Source organism: Pantoea sp. UYEF8 (assembly GCF_040546285.1).
Taxonomy (GTDB): Bacteria; Pseudomonadota; Gammaproteobacteria; order Enterobacterales; family Enterobacteriaceae; genus Pantoea; species Pantoea brenneri.
Map to the genome: position 1 here is coordinate 1 of NZ_JBEPNM010000011.1, position 19,186 is coordinate 19,186.

The 19,186-nt window shown below is 44.8% G+C and carries 21 protein-coding genes; 15 read left to right on the forward strand and 6 right to left on the reverse strand.

The window, feature by feature from the left end; genetic code table 11:
• The first annotated feature begins 831 nt into the window (after positions 1-831).
• From ABIB18_RS18125 to ptuB, 3 genes are read left to right on the forward strand one after another with little or no spacing between them, the layout of a single operon-like run.
• On the forward strand, positions 832-1,737 hold the full coding sequence (locus ABIB18_RS18125; RefSeq protein WP_210507506.1) for a retron St85 family RNA-directed DNA polymerase: 906 nt from the start codon (positions 832-834) through the stop codon (positions 1,735-1,737).
• A gap of 4 nt (positions 1,738-1,741) precedes the next feature.
• A complete protein-coding gene (gene ptuA, locus ABIB18_RS18130) occupies positions 1,742-3,412 on the forward strand; it encodes a retron Ec78 anti-phage system effector ATPase PtuA (RefSeq protein ID WP_210507503.1) in 1,671 nt (556 codons plus the stop codon).
• Between the two features lie 8 nt (positions 3,413-3,420).
• Positions 3,421-4,074 carry a retron Ec78 anti-phage system effector HNH endonuclease PtuB gene (ptuB, locus tag ABIB18_RS18135; RefSeq protein ID WP_210507501.1) on the forward strand — a complete coding sequence of 218 codons (654 nt, stop codon included), beginning with the start codon at positions 3,421-3,423 and terminating at the stop codon, positions 4,072-4,074.
• Positions 4,075-4,170: 96 nt separating this feature from the next.
• Here ptuB and ABIB18_RS18140 read toward each other — a convergent pair whose 3' ends face one another.
• Both ABIB18_RS18140 and ABIB18_RS18145 read right to left on the reverse strand, forming a co-directional pair.
• Positions 4,171-5,280, reverse strand: coding sequence for a helix-turn-helix domain-containing protein (locus ABIB18_RS18140; RefSeq protein ID WP_210507499.1), 1,110 nt, complete (start codon positions 5,278-5,280; stop codon positions 4,171-4,173).
• 9 nt (positions 5,281-5,289) lie between these two features.
• The gene (locus ABIB18_RS18145; protein WP_210507497.1) at positions 5,290-6,009 is read right to left on the reverse strand and encodes a hypothetical protein; all 720 of its coding nucleotides are present in this window, start codon (positions 6,007-6,009) and stop codon (positions 5,290-5,292) included.
• A gap of 265 nt (positions 6,010-6,274) precedes the next feature.
• Here ABIB18_RS18145 and ABIB18_RS18150 point away from each other — a divergent pair, with 265 nt between their 5' ends.
• Entirely contained in the window at positions 6,275-7,549 is a 1,275-nt protein-coding gene (locus ABIB18_RS18150; protein ID WP_354475137.1) for a hypothetical protein, read from the forward strand.
• Positions 7,550-7,675: 126 nt separating this feature from the next.
• Here the strand turns inward: ABIB18_RS18150 and ABIB18_RS18155 are convergent, their stop codons facing one another.
• A complete protein-coding gene (locus tag ABIB18_RS18155) occupies positions 7,676-8,500 on the reverse strand; it encodes a DUF6216 family protein (RefSeq protein WP_354475139.1) in 825 nt (274 codons plus the stop codon).
• A gap of 990 nt (positions 8,501-9,490) precedes the next feature.
• Entirely contained in the window at positions 9,491-10,861 is a 1,371-nt protein-coding gene (locus ABIB18_RS18160; RefSeq protein WP_354475141.1) for an AAA family ATPase, read from the reverse strand.
• A gap of 245 nt (positions 10,862-11,106) precedes the next feature.
• On the opposite strand from ABIB18_RS18160, the gene ABIB18_RS18165 reads away from it, so the two are divergent.
• Positions 11,107-11,496 carry an antiterminator Q family protein gene (locus tag ABIB18_RS18165; protein WP_354475240.1) on the forward strand — a complete coding sequence of 130 codons (390 nt, stop codon included), beginning with the start codon at positions 11,107-11,109 and terminating at the stop codon, positions 11,494-11,496.
• A 319-nt stretch (positions 11,497-11,815) separates the two neighbouring features.
• Here the strand turns inward: ABIB18_RS18165 and ABIB18_RS18170 are convergent, their stop codons facing one another.
• Positions 11,816-12,190, reverse strand: coding sequence for a hypothetical protein (locus ABIB18_RS18170; RefSeq protein WP_354475143.1), 375 nt, complete (start codon positions 12,188-12,190; stop codon positions 11,816-11,818).
• 136 nt (positions 12,191-12,326) lie between these two features.
• Here ABIB18_RS18170 and ABIB18_RS18175 point away from each other — a divergent pair, with 136 nt between their 5' ends.
• From ABIB18_RS18175 to ABIB18_RS18195, 5 genes are all read left to right on the forward strand, one after another.
• The gene (locus ABIB18_RS18175; RefSeq protein ID WP_354475144.1) at positions 12,327-12,641 is read left to right on the forward strand and encodes a hypothetical protein; all 315 of its coding nucleotides are present in this window, start codon (positions 12,327-12,329) and stop codon (positions 12,639-12,641) included.
• Entirely contained in the window at positions 12,628-13,152 is a 525-nt protein-coding gene (locus ABIB18_RS18180; protein WP_354475145.1) for a lysozyme, read from the forward strand. The genes ABIB18_RS18175 and ABIB18_RS18180 overlap by 14 nt, the downstream gene beginning before the upstream one ends.
• The gene (locus tag ABIB18_RS18185) at positions 13,152-13,610 is read left to right on the forward strand and encodes a lysis protein (RefSeq protein ID WP_354475146.1); all 459 of its coding nucleotides are present in this window, start codon (positions 13,152-13,154) and stop codon (positions 13,608-13,610) included. Before ABIB18_RS18180 ends, ABIB18_RS18185 begins: the two co-directional genes overlap by 1 nt.
• A 69-nt stretch (positions 13,611-13,679) precedes the next feature.
• Positions 13,680-13,982 (forward strand): hypothetical protein, encoded by a 303-nt coding sequence (locus tag ABIB18_RS18190; protein WP_354475147.1) that lies wholly within the window; start codon positions 13,680-13,682, stop codon positions 13,980-13,982.
• Positions 13,972-14,388, forward strand: coding sequence for a hypothetical protein (locus ABIB18_RS18195; protein ID WP_354475148.1), 417 nt, complete (start codon positions 13,972-13,974; stop codon positions 14,386-14,388). The genes ABIB18_RS18190 and ABIB18_RS18195 overlap by 11 nt, the downstream gene beginning before the upstream one ends.
• Positions 14,389-14,448: 60 nt before the next feature.
• On the opposite strand, the gene ABIB18_RS18200 is transcribed toward ABIB18_RS18195, so the two are convergent.
• Positions 14,449-14,703, reverse strand: a complete 255-nt coding sequence (locus ABIB18_RS18200; RefSeq protein ID WP_354475150.1) for a hypothetical protein — start codon at positions 14,701-14,703, stop codon at positions 14,449-14,451.
• A gap of 431 nt (positions 14,704-15,134) precedes the next feature.
• Between ABIB18_RS18200 and ABIB18_RS18205 the strand changes: the two genes are divergently transcribed.
• From ABIB18_RS18205 to ABIB18_RS18225, 5 genes are read left to right on the forward strand one after another with little or no spacing between them, the layout of a single operon-like run.
• Positions 15,135-15,683 (forward strand): DUF1441 family protein, encoded by a 549-nt coding sequence (locus ABIB18_RS18205; protein ID WP_084227819.1) that lies wholly within the window; start codon positions 15,135-15,137, stop codon positions 15,681-15,683.
• Entirely contained in the window at positions 15,683-17,722 is a 2,040-nt protein-coding gene (locus ABIB18_RS18210) for a phage terminase large subunit family protein (protein ID WP_354475152.1), read from the forward strand. Before ABIB18_RS18205 ends, ABIB18_RS18210 begins: the two co-directional genes overlap by 1 nt.
• Complete coding sequence (locus ABIB18_RS18215; protein WP_354475154.1) at positions 17,680-18,156, forward strand: phage minor tail protein L; 477 nt, start codon at positions 17,680-17,682, stop codon at positions 18,154-18,156. The genes ABIB18_RS18210 and ABIB18_RS18215 overlap by 43 nt, the downstream gene beginning before the upstream one ends.
• Positions 18,156-18,527, forward strand: coding sequence for a C40 family peptidase (locus ABIB18_RS18220; RefSeq protein ID WP_069728759.1), 372 nt, complete (start codon positions 18,156-18,158; stop codon positions 18,525-18,527). The genes ABIB18_RS18215 and ABIB18_RS18220 overlap by 1 nt, the downstream gene beginning before the upstream one ends.
• The gene (locus tag ABIB18_RS18225) at positions 18,502-19,155 is read left to right on the forward strand and encodes a tail assembly protein (RefSeq protein ID WP_354475156.1); all 654 of its coding nucleotides are present in this window, start codon (positions 18,502-18,504) and stop codon (positions 19,153-19,155) included. The genes ABIB18_RS18220 and ABIB18_RS18225 overlap by 26 nt, the downstream gene beginning before the upstream one ends.
• Positions 19,156-19,186: the final 31 nt, after the last annotated feature.

Sequence of the window (19,186 nt, forward strand, 5' to 3'; positions counted from 1 at the left end):
ACGAAAGCAGGTATACCTGAAAGCGTGCGTATTGCCTGAAAACACAACCCGCTACGGGGGAGACTTACCCGAAATCTGATTTATTCAACAAAGCCGATATAATAACGAACTCCGATTAGGTATAGGGTTGAACTAAATAATTAGATTCATTGAAAACAGTTATCGCTTTTTGTAAGGTATACGCTTAAAGTTATTGGAGTTGCCACTGTTAAAACGGACACGGTTAATTTATAGCGAGTAGTGAATTTCTGTACTCTCTCGGTGACTGCATTTTCAGCCCCATAATGGGTGCAGTTATTACTGCATACAATCGGGTCACTTGTCACATTAAGATCTTTTACATAAACGTAGTCGTGCTTAAACCTTTTCACAGAACGATTTTGTCATGCTGTTACTCAGTATATCTCTAATTAATGTCAAGAGCGTTAAGAGACTGAATTTTCAGATATTCAGGCCAATGAGTTCTGCCTGCAATGGCTAAGTTTAAACATGAATAGTCAGTCAGAACATGTTAAGGGTGGGTGCATGCTGAAGCAGCCATAAGATAAGTGATTGTTTTTAAATGATTTTTTGTACGGCGGGGTATTATATTATGAAAATTTCTCCTTGAAGAGTGGCTAGGTTATTAGTTATAATGTTAATCACTCTTTAGCGTGGACGTTACGTCTAGTCGGGTGTTCAGCCAGACTCAAATTTATTGAACGGGTTTAAATGCAATGTATACGCATCTTAAACTCGTTCCTCCTTTAAGATGCGTATACATTGCATTCTTTAGTAAAGAGTCAAAGCTCAAGCATCTTACTGATACTTGAGCTTTTTTTGGAGGAGGGTATGTTACTTAGTGCTTTAGCTCAAAAAATGGGCATTAGTGAAGATGTTGCTGAGCAGTTCCTCATCAACGCTCCCGAGAAATACAAAGTATATTCGATTCCTAAAAGAGGTATTGGATTCCGTCTGATTGCTCAGCCCTCAAAAGAGTTAAAAGTCTATCAAAAGACATTATTAAACCTTATCGTTTTACCAATAAATGATACTGCCAAGGCCTATCGTTTAGGAGAGAGTATTAAAAGTAATGCATTAATTCACTCTGGAAACGCATACCTTTTAAAAATGGATCTTGAGGATTTTTTTAACTCAATCACACCCGATGTTTTTTGGTCTGTATGGCAGAGGTTCTGGGAACTACCTGATGAATATGATATGAGTGTTATTGAATCTGTAACATTCTGGAAAAAAGATAATTCATTGGTGTTGAGCATAGGGGCGCCAAGTTCACCTATGATATCTAATTTTTGTCTATTTTTTTTCGACGAAGAAATTAACAAGTTTTGCGTTAAAAATAATATATCGTATTCACGTTATGCTGATGATTTAACTTTTTCCACCAATATAAGAAATGTTCTATTTTCACTCCCAAAATTAATTGCTAAAGTCTTAAAAGAAAACTTCTCGGGCGCATTAAAAATAAATCGAGGGAAAACAATTTTTTCATCTAAGGCTCACAATAGACACGTTACTGGCATTACATTAAGCAATGATGGGAAAATTTCATTAGGTAGAGCCAGGAAAAGATACATCAAGCATAAAATACATCATTATAAGTTGGGTTTACTTGACTTTGATGAGATTAATCATCTTAAAGGGTTGATTGCGTTTTCAAAATTTATAGAGCCACTTTTTTTTGAATCTCTTGAAATTAAGTATTCAAAAATAACGCTGATGAAGTTAATGGAGTAAACTTATGAATAAATTGGATAGACAAAAAAAACAAATATTGGCGCTTGAGAGAAGAGCTCTCAATGACGATGTTTTATCTGCATTTGAGCTCTTTAAAATTTATGAAAATGGAGTTACAGAAAAAGATGAAAATGGCGAATTCATTCAAATCATTGAGATAAACTATGAGAAAGCAGACTATTTTCTGAGTATTTGCAACGAGCATCTGCTTTCTAAAGAAAGTGAATCATGCGAAGGATTGTTTTTTAACTCTTTATTTCTAACTGATTTCAGAAAGTTTAGGGCTTTGAAAGTTAAGCTCGATAAAAGGCTAACAGTATTTATAGGTGATAACGGTGCAGGTAAAACAACAATTATTGATGCCGTTGTCAAAACTTTAAGTTGGATCGGCCCTAATATATTGCGTAAAAATAGTAGAGGCAAGGGCGTCAATGAGTATGATGTAAATAATTTGTCGGAAAGATATGCAGAAGTAAAATCAAAACTAGTTTTAAAAAAATCCGTTTATGAATCAGCGCTGAGAAAAAATGCTAAAAAATCTCAGGAGAATAAGTTTAGTAAAATAGAACCTCTTGAAGATCTTGGTGAGCTTTATCGTGTTTTATCAAGTAAGCGAAATATAAAATTTGCAGATAAATTCCCTTTACCTATCTTTTTATATTATTCAGTCTCTAGGAATAATATAAAAACCAATCGCACTTTTGATGAGAGAAATGTTGATGTATCATTAGATAGATTGACATCTTATGATAAGAAGACGTTAGATGGTGATGCTGATCTTAATGGTTTCCTTGAGTGGATGGTTGTCATTGATAATCTGACAGGAGATTCAATTAAAAATAAACTGGATGAGTCAAGGAAATTAATTGAAGGTTTTAAGTTAGCTGGTGCAGATGTAAAAGAAAATCCTTTGAATGAAATTTACATCAATGAATTAACTAAGTTTGAAAAATTATCTGATATTGCAGGCAATAAAGAAATATATTTTAAAAAGTTAAAGTTTATTAAATCCTCTATTAGTAATGCGATGCCCGGATTTGAAGATATATATGTTGATAAGACCTCTGGCAGAGCAGAGGTTATGCTTGTCATAGATGGGCAAATAATAAGTATCACTCAGGCCTCTCAGGGCCAGCAAGTTATCATTTCTTTGGTATCTGATATTGCTAGAAAATTGTTAACTTTAAATCCAGCTCTAGATAACCCTTTAAGATCACCAGGTATTGTTGTGATTGATGAGATTGAATTACATTTACATCCCAAGTGGCAGCAAAATATTGTTGATGCTTTATTAAAAAGCTTTGAATGTATTCAGTTTATAATAACAACCCATAGCCCACAGGTTTTATCAACTATTGACAAAAATAACATCCGCATGTTTGTTAATGGTGATGATGGTGAGATATTGTCCGTATCTCCTAATTTCCAAACTAAAGGGGTGAAAAGTGCAGATATTATGGCCAAGATAATGGGCGCGGACTCTATACCAGATGTGCAAGAAGCCAGAGATGTTGATAATTTTTCGGTATTGCTTTCTAATAACGATATCGAGAAGGCAATGGAGTCTCTGGGTTATTTAAGAAAGCACTTTGGAAATAATCATCCTGTTGTGCTTGATTGTGAGAATTTAATTAAGATTCATGAGCTCAAGGCTAAAATAAACAATAAGGGTTAGGAGTTGAGATGAAAAAGTTGGATAGGACTCTGGCTACTACTCCTGTATGTTTGAGCAAGTTCTCATATTTAACTCAGGACTGGGATTCTGTTAAAACTAGACAGAAAGCTAAAATATGGATTGAACTCGATAAATTTCAGGAGAAATTTTGCGTTTACTGTGAAAGCAAGGCTGAAAGGGGGAAGGGTACTGGGCATATAGAGCATTTTTTTCATAAAGGAAATGTGGCCTATAAGCCGTTAACATTTAGCTGGGATAACTTATTCGGTTGCTGCGATTCAAGAGGTCATTGTGGACATTTCAAGGATGAAATCTTACCTAAAGGTCAAAAAAAAGCATATGACCCTAATAAGTTGATTAAACCTGATGTGGATGATCCTGAAAAATTTTTACAGTTTTTCATAAGTGGCAAGGTTGAGGCAAAAAAAAATCTTGATGTTGTTGATAAAGAAAAAGCTCAGTTAACTATTTCTGCGTTAAATTTAGACTGTTCTGAACTTAATTTATCAAGAGAAGCGCAATTGAAAAGGTATAATGCAAGGCTTTTAGTTTTGACTAGCGTTGAACTTTCACAAGTTGTTCTAGATGAATTTGATAAATTGTATCATGAAGCTATGAATGTAGCTCATAGGACTGCTCTAAAGCAAGCTATACCTTGGTAAGGTGCTAAGCTAAAATACGATGATTAATTGAGAACTGATTTCCATTTTGACATCACATTAGAAACGGCGCTAATATCGCCGTTTATGTGTAAAGTTTTACTTAATCAGGCTTAAGTGCGAAGTGTCCTTATTGTTACTAATTATCGAGCTACTGCCGGTCAATGCTTCCATGAAATAAGGATTATTAAATGTTAGTGCGCTTATTTCATCCAAAGGGAATCTTAGTTCTTTGAGGATTTCGGTGCGTTTCGCCCCGTTAGCACGTAAAGCTGAAAAAACTTTCTCTAAAATCAATGATACTTCTCGTTCAGGCATACCTTGGGGTTCTCCTGTTCGATATCCACGCCGATTTAACTCAATTGAAAGCTGCCGATAATGCCATTCCGATGATAACCCTAAATCAAATGTTCGTCGGACTAAAGCGGCCAGTGAAACTTTCCAGTTTTTTTTCAGTGAGATTAGTTGATCCAATTTAGGCATTCTGGGTACGGATGCTAGGATACTTCGCTCAGGCATTAAGAATGCTGATGCAAAGCGATCTGCATCCATTTCAGCTTGGCGACCGTTATTACTTGAGTGCTTATGTAATACTAAATGCCCAAGTTCATGCGCGGCGTCAAAACGACTTCGTTCAGGTGTTTTCATGGTATTAAGAAGAACAAAGGGTTTCTCATCCATCCAGAAGGAAAAAGCATCAACTTCAATGCAATTCTCAGCGAGCGAAAAAACTCTGACCCCATTGGCTTCAAGCAAGTGATTAACATTGGATATTGAAAGCTCACCAATACCCCAAGCTTCTCGAACAGCTCGCGCCGCGTTCTCGGGTTCTGAAAAGCCATCAAAACTACAGTCAGGTACATTTGTCTCAGGTAATTGAAACTGGGCTTCAATCCACTCTGATAACTCTTGAGCCAGCTTTCCAGCCCCTATTGCTGAATCACGCTTTTGGGCACTTAATTTTGTCATTGCGCGAAAACTGACTGCTTCGTAGGATAGTGTAGGGACAGGTCTGTCTTGAAAAAAATCAAGTGGATAGTTCAAAACATTAGAGATTCTTTCCATGCTATCACTAGCAATTTCATCAAAAATGCCAGCCTTTTCATAATTGAAAATCGTTTTGCTGGTCAGTCCTGCAGCTTCGGCTAAACCTTTTTGTGTCAGGCCTCTCCGCTCTCTAGCTATACGTAAACGCTCTGAGTTAAACATGATGCATCTTTAACCTGTTTTCAAAATATCGAGATCAATATCGGGGGTAAATTGCGGAGATTCACCTTTTGGCAATAGCGGATCCAGTTGATTCACATCAAGGATTAATCGTGTGGAAAAACTGTTAACTACATTGTTATTATTGTACGAAACGGGACGGGATAGCTCCGCACGGATACCAACACGATTAAACTCATCCAGTTCATAAAAATCGTAGAGTAAAAACCATAAGTCACGTCCGATTTTGTTCGGTAGTAATGATATTGCATCAATATCAGATAACTTAAAATCCAGCTTAAGCTGGTTTTCGTTCAGTGAAAGTTCACCTTGACCTGGAGCATTATTTAAAATTAATCCCATTAGATCGCATGTAAAATCTCCCTTTTTCATTCGTGATTCTGGATAACCATGAGCAAGGCCAGTCTGGCTGCATCCCCGGCAAAGATAGAGTGCTATATCATTACTTATAGTAAGCTCTACATTCCGTAGTGATAAACGTTCAAATCCTTTTGGAGCAAGTACTTCTCGGAAGGCGCTTACGGCTTCACCATAGAAGTATTGTCCACGAGAAGTTAATGGATGATTCAGTGTGGTCGAATAGCGGGCTGATAGACCACGCTCAAGTATCTGTACCAACTCACTTTGGTTGAGATTCAAACTCGCGAGGAAAGATTCTACATCATTACGATCTTCCAGCACTTCGGTATGGGCAATGTTGCAGAGAGGCATGAACAAGATTCCTGTAGGATTTTCTTGTTTTTATACCTCAAGTGAGGTTTAAAAACAAGAAAAACACTGTTCAAAATCACAGTTTCGGTTATTTTGAACAGTGTTTTTCTGTCACCTAAAATTCTGATGTCTCATCATGAGTACATCACTTTTATCGTAAGTGTGACATTCAAGCTGATAAGTTCATGACCATTTTGAATGGGTTTTAAATTTGTTGATTTTAATCAGCTGGATAAACGATTCCCTCGATTAAAAGGCCATATTAATGTTGCTACCCACAGATAGGCATTCCCTACACATTCTGGTGTGGTCGAGGCCAGCTTTCGTTATAGCGTTAGATTTTAACGTTAGCGAGCAGATGCTGATTGCCAGATGCGTTGAGCTCCAAATCCCCAGGCCATTGGAGGGATACTGGCGCGCGGTTGCGAAAGGTGCCGCTCCTGCTGTTCCTGTGTTGCCCCCATTCAAACATAAGGAAAGCATCAATCCACCCAAGCAGCCTGATGTACTACCAGCTAACGAAGAACAGGGCGAGCAACTATTACCTTCTGGCTCAAAGCCCGCTTCGAAGGGGAGGCCCAAATCGCCGTCTCACTCCACATTAGGGGCGCAGTTGTTTTTCGCCACCAGAGAAATTTTGCTCAAATCTCAGATTACTGAGCTGGGCTATTACAAGCCTTCAAAGCGAAAATTACTCGATGTGAACGTTACCGATTCGGGCCTGAGTGATGCTGAGGCTTTCCTGTTAAAGCTGTTTGCTGCAGCTGAGAAGGGCGGGCTTCGTATTCGCCTGGCAGAGATGAACGAAAGTCTCCGTCGAAGAGATATCAGTGTCAGTGAGGATGGCAGCCGGGATTTCATATACCCATCGATATGGAAGCCAACCAATGAGAGCGTAATAAGCTTAGACGGAATAAGCGTGGGCTTCTCACTGGTGGAGATGGTGGAGTATGTGCCAGCTAAAAGGGTGAAGGGCCGTTATGTACGGGATGAAAAGATGATCAGCTGGTCACGCGGCAAAAATTCAGCTCATCTCGGTTATTACAGTCGGCATCATATACCGTGTGGCCGGTTCAGGCTGCAACTCTACTCTCCCTACGAGCAGGAGGGCTGGTACCAGGTTTTCACTCAAACCAACACCTGCGGTTTGATAAGCCAGATACCGAAAATCATTAAAGCGGCACACTCTGCTCTGCCTGTTCTGAAGAAGGAAATCCAGGCGCAGAAAGAACGTGCTGAAGCCCACCGTTTGCGGATGGAGCAGCAGATGATCGAGTATAAAAAACGTGAGGCTATCCGTAAGCGGGAAGAGGCGCATAAGGCCAGCGTGAACGAACTGCAGGGCATTATGGCCAAATGGGCAGAAGATATGCGTGTCGAACAATTCTTCAGGGATGCTGAAAGAGATATTGAGAAATGCGATGCTGTACTTCAGGAGCAGCTGAGAGAACGGCTCAGGGCCGCCAGGGGATTTATGCAGGGTGAAACTGCCCTGCAGCGCCTGTTGAAATGGCGTACGCCGGACGAGCGGCTTAAGTAACAGGGCGGCCTCATACGACTGAACAGCTATGGCCGTCAGGCAATATCCATTCGTAACAGAATCTCTGACAGAGTGGTTAGGCCCTGTCAGGATATTGCTTTGCTCAACACTCAGTTTCTGAAGATGCTAGTTCACAGTAGAACGAGCTGCCTTTCTCGACTTAATATACTGATTTTTTAAATAAACCCTGTAATCTCTGGCACAGAATCGCCTGATTGAAAAAATGAAAATCCGAAATGCAACGAATAATAATAATACTGCAATCCATGGTAATCCTTTTTGCCCTGCAATGTATTTATCAATGGTTTTTGCATCATCTTTACTATCAAAGGAGTGGCATATTACTTCAATTGTATTCGGGGATAGTTTTGTTAATCGGTTGATTTTGTTGACGTCATAGTTATCCTTTTTGCATGTTTCTGGTGTTATCTTATATTTGCTGAGTGCTGGCTTAGCCATTTCATGGTTTATCAAAACCCACGGTTCTTCATCATGGAACTTTAGCATGGCCTTATCACTGACGCCGATGGCAACGATAACGAGACTGAAAAGGAAAATCCCAACAGAAAAGAGAAATGTGATAAAGCTAAATGTCAGTGATGGTTTCTCCATTTTAAGCTTATAAAAATCAAAATTACCTTTTGATTCCGAAATTTTCTTTATGTCAATGCCGTGTTTTGTTATTCTTTTGTGAAATCTTAAAAGATCACTTTTTGTTTTTGCTTCTGTATTGAATACCGCATTGAATTTATCAAGATCTTTTCTTTCCTGCATGTATGTTTCGAGGTTTTCATCATAAAATTTTTTGTCTCCAACAAATAAAGACCACAGGCGATTGTATAAGCTGTAGGTAGAACCGCTTCTCGAATAAAAAATATAGCTGATTGCTAAAAGTATAATAATCGCCGCAATGGCACTTATCAATGTGTCAAACTTGATAATGTTCTGCACTAAACTTTCCATAATAAAAAAGACCTTCATAAAAGGGGGAGGTAGTGGCGCTAATGATGTATTTTGCTGTTAATCTTATCCGTTATCGCTATATAAGCAGCAACAACAAAGGTATAGAAGAAGGAAGTCATATAGAAAAGAGTTAAGCATAAAGCATTCAATTTCAGTTCTTTTCGCACATCTGATGCGAGAGAAAAAATAAGCAGTATAACTACCAGGTCCGGAAGTATGTCAAAAACTCTGCGTATAAAGGGTGTTCTGTACTGGGTGTCTTCAGGGCTCGTTAATATGTATTGGTATTGTCTGTAACTCTCAACCAATGAACAGCACCTTGGAGCGATTGCTGCAAATAAAGTTATTATGGTGGCAAAAAAATAAATAATTGGTTTCTCATTGGAGAAGGCGAAGGATAATCCACTATAAGTGCCAATAAAAATAAAAGTGACGATGCCTGGACGTAACCCTAATTCAAAATATAGTTTCAGATTAAATGTTATAAATGAACACATCAGAATGATAGCAATAACTAATATAGGGATGAATGCGATTTCGTAGCCAAACAAGTTTGCTTCTCCAGATAAGGTTTGTTGTCAAAAACTTGTGAATAACTGTAGTCATTAGAAAATGACAATTAAAGTGAAATTTATTCACTTTGTTTTCAATTTATCAGTTAAGCTAATTTTTTTAGCGTGGTAATGCCCCCCCGCAGCTTTAATGCGAGTTCGCTGAGATGTTTGCAGTAGGTGCTTTTTTTAAGAGCTTATAGGAATCATTGAGTGATTTTATATTTTATCTTTCCGATACTTTGATAGCTAAGGTTGTCATTCGCATATTTAGTAAACTGTAAAGATGCGATGCAGGTGAAGCTTCAATACAGGTCGGGAGGGCAGTAAAGCTGGCCGTTGTAGTAGCTACGAGTAATGGGCAGCGTCAGCATTTTTTCGTCTGCGGTTCAGAGCTGGTCTGAGATGCTGCCCGGTTCAGTAAATGTCACAACTTACTTTTTAACTGCCTCTGCTCACGCCGGTATATTTTATTTTCAACTGGCGTGAGTGGCCGGTAAGTTCCCGAACGGTATGAAACTGCCTGCGCTGAAGGCTCATTTGCGGTAAAGCGGCGTTCAAAGTCCAGCTCCACGCCATTGAGCTCGGCCATCATTCTGACATAGCCTCTCAGCATATTTTCTTTGAACCTGAACCAGCCCTTTCTTCCTTCCAGTGCGGGAATAATAACCGTACCGTACTCTTCCGTTTTCAGTTTTGAAAACTGCCGATCAAACTGTTTACTCTCAAGCTGGCTGTAACCACGCGTTTCACAGATGTGATTGTACGAGAAAAAGATGGTCTTCTTTTCCCGCTGCAGATCACCAGAGTCGGCCATAGCCCACAGCATATGGTGAAAGTATTCAGGCCGGCAGTGAGTAGCCTGCACGTAATCGTATTTCAGTGTTTCAGCAACGGAGCTGACGGCATCCCTGAGTCCTTCCAGAAACAGCGCCTGGTCGATCTGCTTCACCTCTTCGTCTTTAGAGAAGGCGCATTGAAGGATCTTTTCACACAGCAGATGAACATAATGAGGATAGCCGTCACTGAGGCCGGATATTTTGAACTTCACATCCTTACTGAGCTCAAGATCAAACTCGCCAAAGGCTCTGTCGATAATTTCATCCCTTCCGCTCCAGGGCAATGCCTCAAGGGGTGTCTGATGGATCTGCCGTTCACTGGAAAGATGCCCGCCAATCAGTGAGTGAAGGGAGTCACTGATGCCCGTAAAGATAAGCTTGATTCTGAGGTTCTGGTCGCCAAGGGCTTTTATGAGCCTTCCGAAGTTCTTCCTTTCTTCAGCACTTTCGATCTGGTCAAATTCATCAATGACAACATGCGGAACAGGTGAGTGCTTTCCTGATAGTGCCGACAGAGCCATCACTGCAGAGGAGACCGAGTTCACTTCACGCAGCAGAGGCTTTTCGGTTTTTTTATGCTGGGCTGACAGGCCTGTACCCATCAGATTTACACTGGCTCCCCAGGTCATTTCAGAAACCGGTTCAGCAGAGACGTTTGCCTTAAGCAGAATATCACTCACTATAGTGCTGAGGGTTGAGCCGGGCTCACAGCCAACAAAGATTGGATCATTATGTGTCTGCAGCTTAACCGCCACAGTCTGAGCCAGCGAGGTTTTGCCCACGCCACGATCACCGTAAATGAAAACATGGCGGCCATCTGCATAAAGTGCCGCCTCAATCTCACTGACCTGCTTCTCCCGGCCAAAAAGCATTTCAAAAGAGGAGATGGGTGCCGAAGGGCGGATCACTTTATTGAGTTTTTCGTAAAATTCCTGACTGGACAGGTTCTGAATAGTCATCTGTATTCCTTGAGAGTAAGAGAACTCCAGGCTATGCATTTTATATTTAGATAAAAAGGCTACACCCAGCCTCCGGAATCGCTAATATTCCGCAACGTAAATTCATTGTACCTTTAACCTCCCGCCTTAAAAAGTGTTTGCTGATAATCAGGGTTTGAGATAATAAGCATCGTTCAAGGTCTATTGCTATATGTCAATAAAGCTTCAGTTCCTTTTATCTATTCGTTTCAGTATCGGGGGTCATGATGCGTGATATTCAACAAGTGCTTGAACGATGGGGAGCATGGGTAGCTGATAACCGGGAGCCGGTCTGGTGGCCGTCAGTTGCTGCCGGGTTCGCTGACCTCATACCTTCAAAGATTAAAAGCCGCGCTAAGTGCTGTGACGATGACGGAATGATTATCTCTGACATTATGGCCAGACTGCACCGTAAGTATCCGGTCGCACATAATCTGCTTTTCGACTATTACGTCTTTGGCAAAACTTTCATGCAGCTGGGGCGTGAGCATCATTGCTCAGATACGCATATCGGTAAGAAGCTGCAGAATGCGGAGGGAATGGTTGATGGCTATCTGATGGCGCTGGATATCAGGCTTGAGATGGACGCAGATGTCTGGTTGAAAGAGGGTGCCTGAATATTGGAAATGAGTATCTTTTACATTGATATGTCGCAGATGTCATCAGAAGGTAATTTCCTGTGAGATGTAATTACTTTTCTTGGGGATCCGTTTACGCGGTTTCAAACAAAGCTCTCATCAACGCCAGGAGCGGTAATAGCGCATCAGGGAATAAATGCTTTACGATCGTAAAAAAGCAAATATCATGATAAGAGTGGCAACAAAGGCATCATCCTGAACGGATCTAAAATCCATTAAATGCTCCCCAAAATTTCATGGCCAGAGCCTGAGGTTTTCAAGGAGCATTCTTGTTCATTCATGCTTTAGAACTTTATATTTATTTTTCAGAGGACTCTGTGAATTTAGACGCAGCATAAGCAGCACCTGCTGTAGCTAAGACTGTTATAGCTCCTTTTGCCAGTGTTCCGGCACCTTCAGCTAATGACTTTGTACATCCTACACAGAGTTCTTCATCGTACGATTTACCGCCTTTTGCGTAATCATCGCAGCCTGGTGTTCTGCAAGAATATAAAATCTCAGAACATTTGGGACATTGACATTTATCACGGCGAAAAGTGTTTTCTTCTATCACGTTGGGTGAAACGGTTTCGCGACAGTGGCCGCAAATGCCTGGAGCTTTAGTTGCCATTGTAGTTTCTCGATAGGTTGGGATTGCAGAGTTATCGGCAAAGAAGCTTTTTTGTTTAATCAAAATTATCTGCAGGCTCGCTTCGGCGGGCTTTTTTTATACCCAAAGTCGCCGCTGGTTCCCACCGCGCATCCTGCGCACGCCGACGCGCGGCTTTTTCTTCTAATCCTGTTGTTGCCCACAGCAGAAAGGGCTGAGCATGCATCGTATGGACTCTTCATCTCATCAAATGCCGTACTGGTGGTCTGCGTGTCTGGCGTTCTTCTCAACGCTTAGCCTGTATGACTACGTTTTCTGCGTCGGCGCAGCGATCTCCGCGTTCTTCACAATCAAAACCTATTACGCCTCTCGACGCGAAAGGCGACAGCAGCTGGAGGAAGAGCGCATACGCACAGAGATGCTCAGAGCCTATCTGGACAGCGTCATTGCTAAGCCGGAAAGCGAGCGCCCGACGCCTGCTGAAGTCATGGCTAAAGCAACAGAAGGCAAGAGGATTAGGGATGCCGATACTTAACAGAAAAGCCGGCGCAGCAGGCGCGATATGTGCTGTTAGTGTCATCATTGCTATCGTGCTTTCGCTTGGCCAAATACGCACAAATCAGCGCGGACTGGAACTCATCGGTAATGCCGAAGGGTGCTGGCGTGAACCCTATACGTGTCCGGCAGGTATTATCACCGACGGCATAGGCAATACACACAGTACTCAGCCAGGCACACGCAAAACTGACGAGCAGATAGCTACAGACTGGCAACAAAACATTCTGGACGCCGAGGCATGTGTAAATCGCTACGCTGCGGGTGCCCGGCTGCCGGAGAACACATTCTCTGCTGCGGTCTCAATTGCATTCAATGCTGGCTGTCCGGCAATGCAGAAATCAACGATGTTCCGCTATTTCCGCCATGGCCAGCTGGTGGACGGATGCAATGAATTCCCCCGGTGGGTTTTCGGTGGGGGCAAAGAGCTTCCGGGCCTGGTGACGCGACGTCAGGAGGAAAAACAGCTTTGCCTGGAAGGCGTGAAGTGATGCGGTATTTGCTGCTGTGTCTCTGCCTGGTCGCGCTGGGGGCCGGGCTGCTCGCCAGCCATTATCACGACAAAGCCACAGAGTGGCGTACGGCTGCATATCAGACACAACAGCTGGCGAAGCAGCAGGAAGCTGCTATCCGAGAAATGCAGACACGACAGCGAGAGGTTGCCGCGCTCGATGCAAAATACACAAAGGAGTTAGCCGATGCTCAGGCGACTATTGAGCAGCTTCGTCATGACGTTATTGCTGGTCGCAAGCGGCTGTACCTCAAAACCCGCCGTTCAGCCATGCCAGAGGGTAAAACCCCCAGCGCCACCGGCGTGGATGATGCAGCCCGCCCCCGACTTGATGACGCCGCTGAACGGGATTATTTTACCCTCAGAAACCGAATCGAAATCGCCATAAAACAGATAGCCGGACTGCAGCAGTACATCAGAGAACAATGTTTTATGTAATATAAAGATGAACGGATTTTTCTTTCAAGTTAGAATGAAATGATGAAGTTATAATTCTTTTGAGGCGTTATGAAGAAGCTGAGCAATACAGAAATCATCGACAAGTTATCCAGATTCAGAGCTGCGGGCGATAAAATTTCCGAAGACGTATTTGAACTTTCATCCCTTCTTCTAAGTATCACTGAAGAGATCGACCAGAAGGCTAACAAAACAGCAGAAGAAAAGGCCATTTCTGAAAAGATAGCTTCTCACCTTCAGTTAATAGGGCAGTCTATTCTAAATGCTCACGCCTACAACGATTCATTGTGGAAGGATTATACATCAGTCATCAAGCAACTTGGCGGGGAGAGTTTGAGAAACAATGAGCGATAACTTAACTCTCAGGTCTTCCAAACTGGCCCATAATGCCAAAGCGTCTGATTTACTCAGGCAAATAGAATCAGCAAAAAGAGAAGCCGCAGATGCTCAAAATGCTGCAAAATTCCAAGAGGATTCATCCAAAGAAAAACTTAGAAGTGATGAGGATACCCGACACTCATTAACATTCCTGTTCTTGGTGGGTTTTTTCGGATTGATTGCTTTTGGTGCTGTTTTTGTTGCTATTTATAATTCCTTTGCAGTAGGTTGGGTTATTAAATTACATGATGCTGGCCTTATCGAGCAATCTCAAAAGATTCCTTTTTTAGAATTGGATAAAGTTTTATCAATAATAGTTAGCGCGTTAGGTACTTCATTAGGTTTTATCATCGGCTACTATTTCAAAAACAAAGATAAGTGACCGCCTTCGGGCGGGTTTTTTTCATTAGTGAATCATCTGGATTGCACGGTTGTGTTTCTTTTAACAGCCTAACGCCTGACATACAGATGCGAGTGCTGCAAAGAATGCTGCTCTCTTGTTGAGTGCTGATTGTGCAGTCATAGAAACGGCCAATTCTTGTATATCAATTTGGCTGCCATCATCGAATATAAATCCCGGTCCACGTAGGACTTTCTTGCCTTTAGCGCGGGAAGATGCTAGCCACAGGATGGCTGAAAGCACACCAAATGTGATTGAAAGCATATGGGTAGATTTTAATATATCTATGACGATCATTTTCGCAATATCCTTCGAATAAAGCATGGGTCTGATCTACAAACACTAAATGTTCTGTCGCTAGCACCTTTTTTTTTAACGCTGTACTAGAAAATTTATCAGGAATGACTGAGGTATTTCAGTAAAATTTATAATTCTTTGGAGATGGCGAATATTTGGATAGTAAAAAGACAAATTAAAAGTGAAAAATGATCGTCCCGCCACGCTGTGAACCTGCGGGTCCTCCCGGAGGGGTACCCTGTCCACGAGGCGGCGGCCCCGCGGAAAACGGCTGATTTTTGCATTTTCATGCTGGCGGCGGCAGGTCTGTTAAGTGACTGATAATAATAAATAATTTCCATGATCACCTGTACATTCTTTTTTTCTTGCTGTCATCAGACCAGTTTGTAATTTATTGAATTAAATGAATAAACCTCACATTCACCTGCCAGATGGAGTTGCCAGTGTCAAATGTAAGTGGAATCGGTGATGCCTATCACTGGAGCGTTTTTAAAATTGCAGAGGCCTTCGGGCTGCACCGTGACACCGTGAAAAAGCGGCTTTTCGCCGCCAACATTCCGGTGGCTGCGACAGTCAGAGGAAATCCCGTTTATGCGCTGCAGCATGTCGGTCCGGCCCTGTTCGGCGTGAGGTTTGAAGCGGCAGACTCCGTTCATGATCCGTCCCGGATGGAGCCGAAAGAGAGAAAGGACTGGTATCAGTCAGAAAATGAAAGAATCAAACTGGAAAAGGAGCAACGCAAACTCATCCCTGTGGATGAAGTCGTCATTGTCTATTCGTCCATGAGAAAAGCTGTCGTGCAGGTTCTGGAGACTATACCGGATATTCTTGAACGCGATTGTGCCCTCTCGCCACAGGCTGTCAGCGTTGTACAACAGTCAATTGATGACCTGCGGAATACCCTTCAGGAAAAGTCATATGAGGCTTGTGCTGCAGAATTAATGCCGGACGATGAAGGAGAAAGTCACGAGGAGGAATAATGAGTTTTTCATCAGCCCGAAATTCTGGCAGGGACATAGCGGCAGGATTTTCTCCACCACGTCGCATGCCAATTTCAGAGGCTGTTAGAAAATTCATGCGTGTTCCCAAAGGTGCCGGTAATTCGGTTCCATGGGATCCTGAACTGACCCCTTATATCATCGAACCAATGAACTGCCTGTCATCGCGTGAGTACGATGCGGTGATTTTTGTCGGTCCGGCCCGAACAGGAAAAACGATCGGCCTCATCGATGGCTGGATTGTCTATACCATCGTCTGCGACCCCTCAGACATGCTCGTCGTGCAGATGACCGAAGACAAGGCCCGGGAGCACTCTAAAAAGCGCCTGGACAGAACCTTCAGAAGCAGCGCGGCGGTAAAGAAAAGAATGAGCCCCCGCCGCAACGACAATAATGTCCATGACAAAACGTTCAGGGACGGCTCATTCCTTAAAATCGGCTGGCCTTCGGTCAATATTATGTCGTCGTCGGATTACCGGTTTGTCGCTCTGACCGATTACGACCGCTTTCCGGAGAACATCGACAGCGAGGGGGACGGTTTCTCGCTCGCATCCAAACGTACCACTACGTTTATGTCTGCCGGGATGACGCTGGTGGAAAGCTCACCCGGGCGGGATATCTGCGATACAAAATGGAAGGCCTCAACCTCTCACGAAGCACCGCCCTCAACCGGAATATTGTCGTTGTACAACCGGGGCGATCGTCGGCGCTGGTACTGGCCCTGCCCACACTGCAGAGAATACTTTCAGCCAGAAATGGCCAACCTGACGGGCTATAACGATCATACCGATCCGGTTCTCGCCAGTGAGGCCGCACGTCTGCAGTGTCCGGCCTGTAAGCAAATGATCTCTCCTGAGATGAAACGGGAGCTGAATATTCGCGGGGTCTGGCTGAGGGATGGCGAGACGATTGATTGTGACGGAAATGTGGCCGGAGAAGGACGTCAGTCGAGGATTGCCTCGTTCTGGATGGAGGGACCGGCGGCGGCCTATCAGACATGGGCACAACTGGTTTTTAAATACCTCACTGCTGAACAGGAATATCAGAAAACGGGCAGCGAAGAAACGCTCAAAGCCGTCGTCAACACCGACTTTGGCCGGCCTTATCTTCCCCGGGCCGCCCTTGAACAGCGCAGGGGAGAACGGCTGGAGCAGCGGGCTGAGGACATCCCCGAGCGCACGGTTGCGGAAGGTGTGAACTTTCTGGTGGCTACCGTTGACGTGCAGGGCGGCCGGCATCGTCGCTTCGTGGTACAGATTACCGGATATGGCAGCATGGGTGAGCGGTGGATCGTTGACCGGTATAGCCTCCGCCATTCGCTGCGCTGCGACGACCAGGGCGAAAGCTGCCCTCTTGATCCTGCCAGTTATCCTGAGGACTGGGACCTGCTTTTTCCGGACGTGCTGTACAAAACCTGGGCGCTGGCAGACAACCCATTAAAGCGAATGTCGCTCATGGCCATGGCTGTGGACTCTGGCGGCGAGGATGGTGTCACCGACAACGCCTATCGCTTCTGGCGAAAATGTCGTCGGGAGGGGGAAGGAAAGCGTGTTTATCTTTTCAAGGGCGATAGCCATAAGCGTGAAAAGCTGATTACCCGGACCTGGCCTGACAATACCGGACGCTCAGCGCGCCGCGCAAAAGCCGCGGGGGATGTGCCGCTTTATCTGCTCCAGACGGATGCGCTTAAGGACCGTGTTAACAATGCGCTGTGGCGTGAAGCCCCGGGACCCAATTACATCCATTTCCCGGCCTGGCTCGGGAGCTGGTTTTACGACGAGCTCACCTATGAAGAGCGCACGCCAGAAGGCCGGTGGCGTAAGCCAGGACGGGGAGCCAATGAAGGGTTTGACCTGCTCGTCTATGCCGATGCGCTGGCCATTCTGCACGGCTACGAAAAAATCCGATGGCCTGATGCACCCTCCTGGGCGCGTCGGGAAACCTGGCTTGAAGACAGTTCTGCAGATAGCACTCCGGCATGCGCCCGTCGCTCGTGGTTTCTAATCTCTATGGCGTTGTGACCGGCCTGGCTGAAGCGCACCAGAGTCTGGCAGGCGCAGCAGTAATACGCCATACGGTCTGCGTGCGCTTTCTGGATGCTGAGAATTTCAGGCACGGTAATCCCTGGGCCGATCCGCAGCAGGAAGTGGTCAGCCGATATGTGATCGAGCAGCTGGCAGAGCTCACCTCTCTGACGGCCCGGTTTATTCTGGCCGTGCCGACGGAAACCGACGGGCTGGTGTGCCCCGGGCGCATCATGCTGGCTGACCTTTGCCCGTGGGAGTACCGCTCCGAAGAGTGCGGTTATGCCGGGCCGTCTGTCACAGACAGCAACGGCCAGCCGGTCACAGATCTTGCTCAGGATCACTGCGGCAACTGTGCGGCAGGTTGCCGGCGCAGAGATAACATCGGGCGCTTCGGCGGATTCCTGTCGATTGACACCTGTTCTGCATGATGACGTACGCATTCAGCACCGCGACACGCGAACGCCTGACAAAAGCCATCCTGTCTCATGCCCGGGCCTGTCACCCGCAGGAGTGCTGTGGCCTGGTCATCCTGACACGGGACGGTCATCAGTATCTGCCCTGTATTAACGCGTCCCCTGAGCCGCGCCGTCACTTCTCCCTTACTCCTGAGGATTACCTGAAAGCGTCTGCCGCCGGCACGATTATCGCGCTGGTTCACAGTCATCCGGATGGACCGCCCGAACTGAGCCCGGCGGACAGACACGGACTGACGCACAGCGCGTGCAGCTGGTGGCTGGTCTGTGGCGGCAGAATTTACTGTTTCGGAACTGAAGATGAACATGACCACTGCCTTTCCTGAAACCGCCCGGTCAGTCCGGGTGTGCCTGTATGGCAACCTTGCCCGGTTTGGCCGGCGTATTGAACTGCATGTGATGACGGCGGCAGAAGCGCTGCATGCGCTGGTAACGCAGTCCGGTGAGTTCAGGCGTCAGTTTACTGAAGGCCTTTATCAGGTGCGTATTGCTGGCAGCGATCTGAATGCTGACAGTCTGCATGCCCGCCTGCATGAAAACCTCCCGGCCGGGGCGGTTGTTCATCTGGTCCCCCGTCTGCAGGGAGCTTCACGGCGGGGGCTGCTTCAGCTTTTTGCGGGTGCCGCGCTCATCGCGGCGTCATTTATCCCGGGCCTGAATGCTTTCGCCTGGACTGTGGGCGCGACAACGCTTTCGCTGAGCGGGGCGGCATTTTCTCTGGGGGCCAGCCTGATGCTGGGCGGTGCGGTGCAGCTGCTGGCACCACGGCCGACAGCCGCTGATGATCGGAATAAAAAAAGTACCTGGTTTTCAGGAACAGAAAACATGACGGCTCAGGGGGCGTCGGTACCGGTTTTGTACGGGGAGATGCGTGTAGGTTCGCGCGTCATTTCTCAGGAGATCGCCACCCGTGACATGAGCGGTGAGGGGAAGACAGTTGTTATTGGCCATTAATAGAAAGACACAAAGAGGAGCAGAGTCCCGG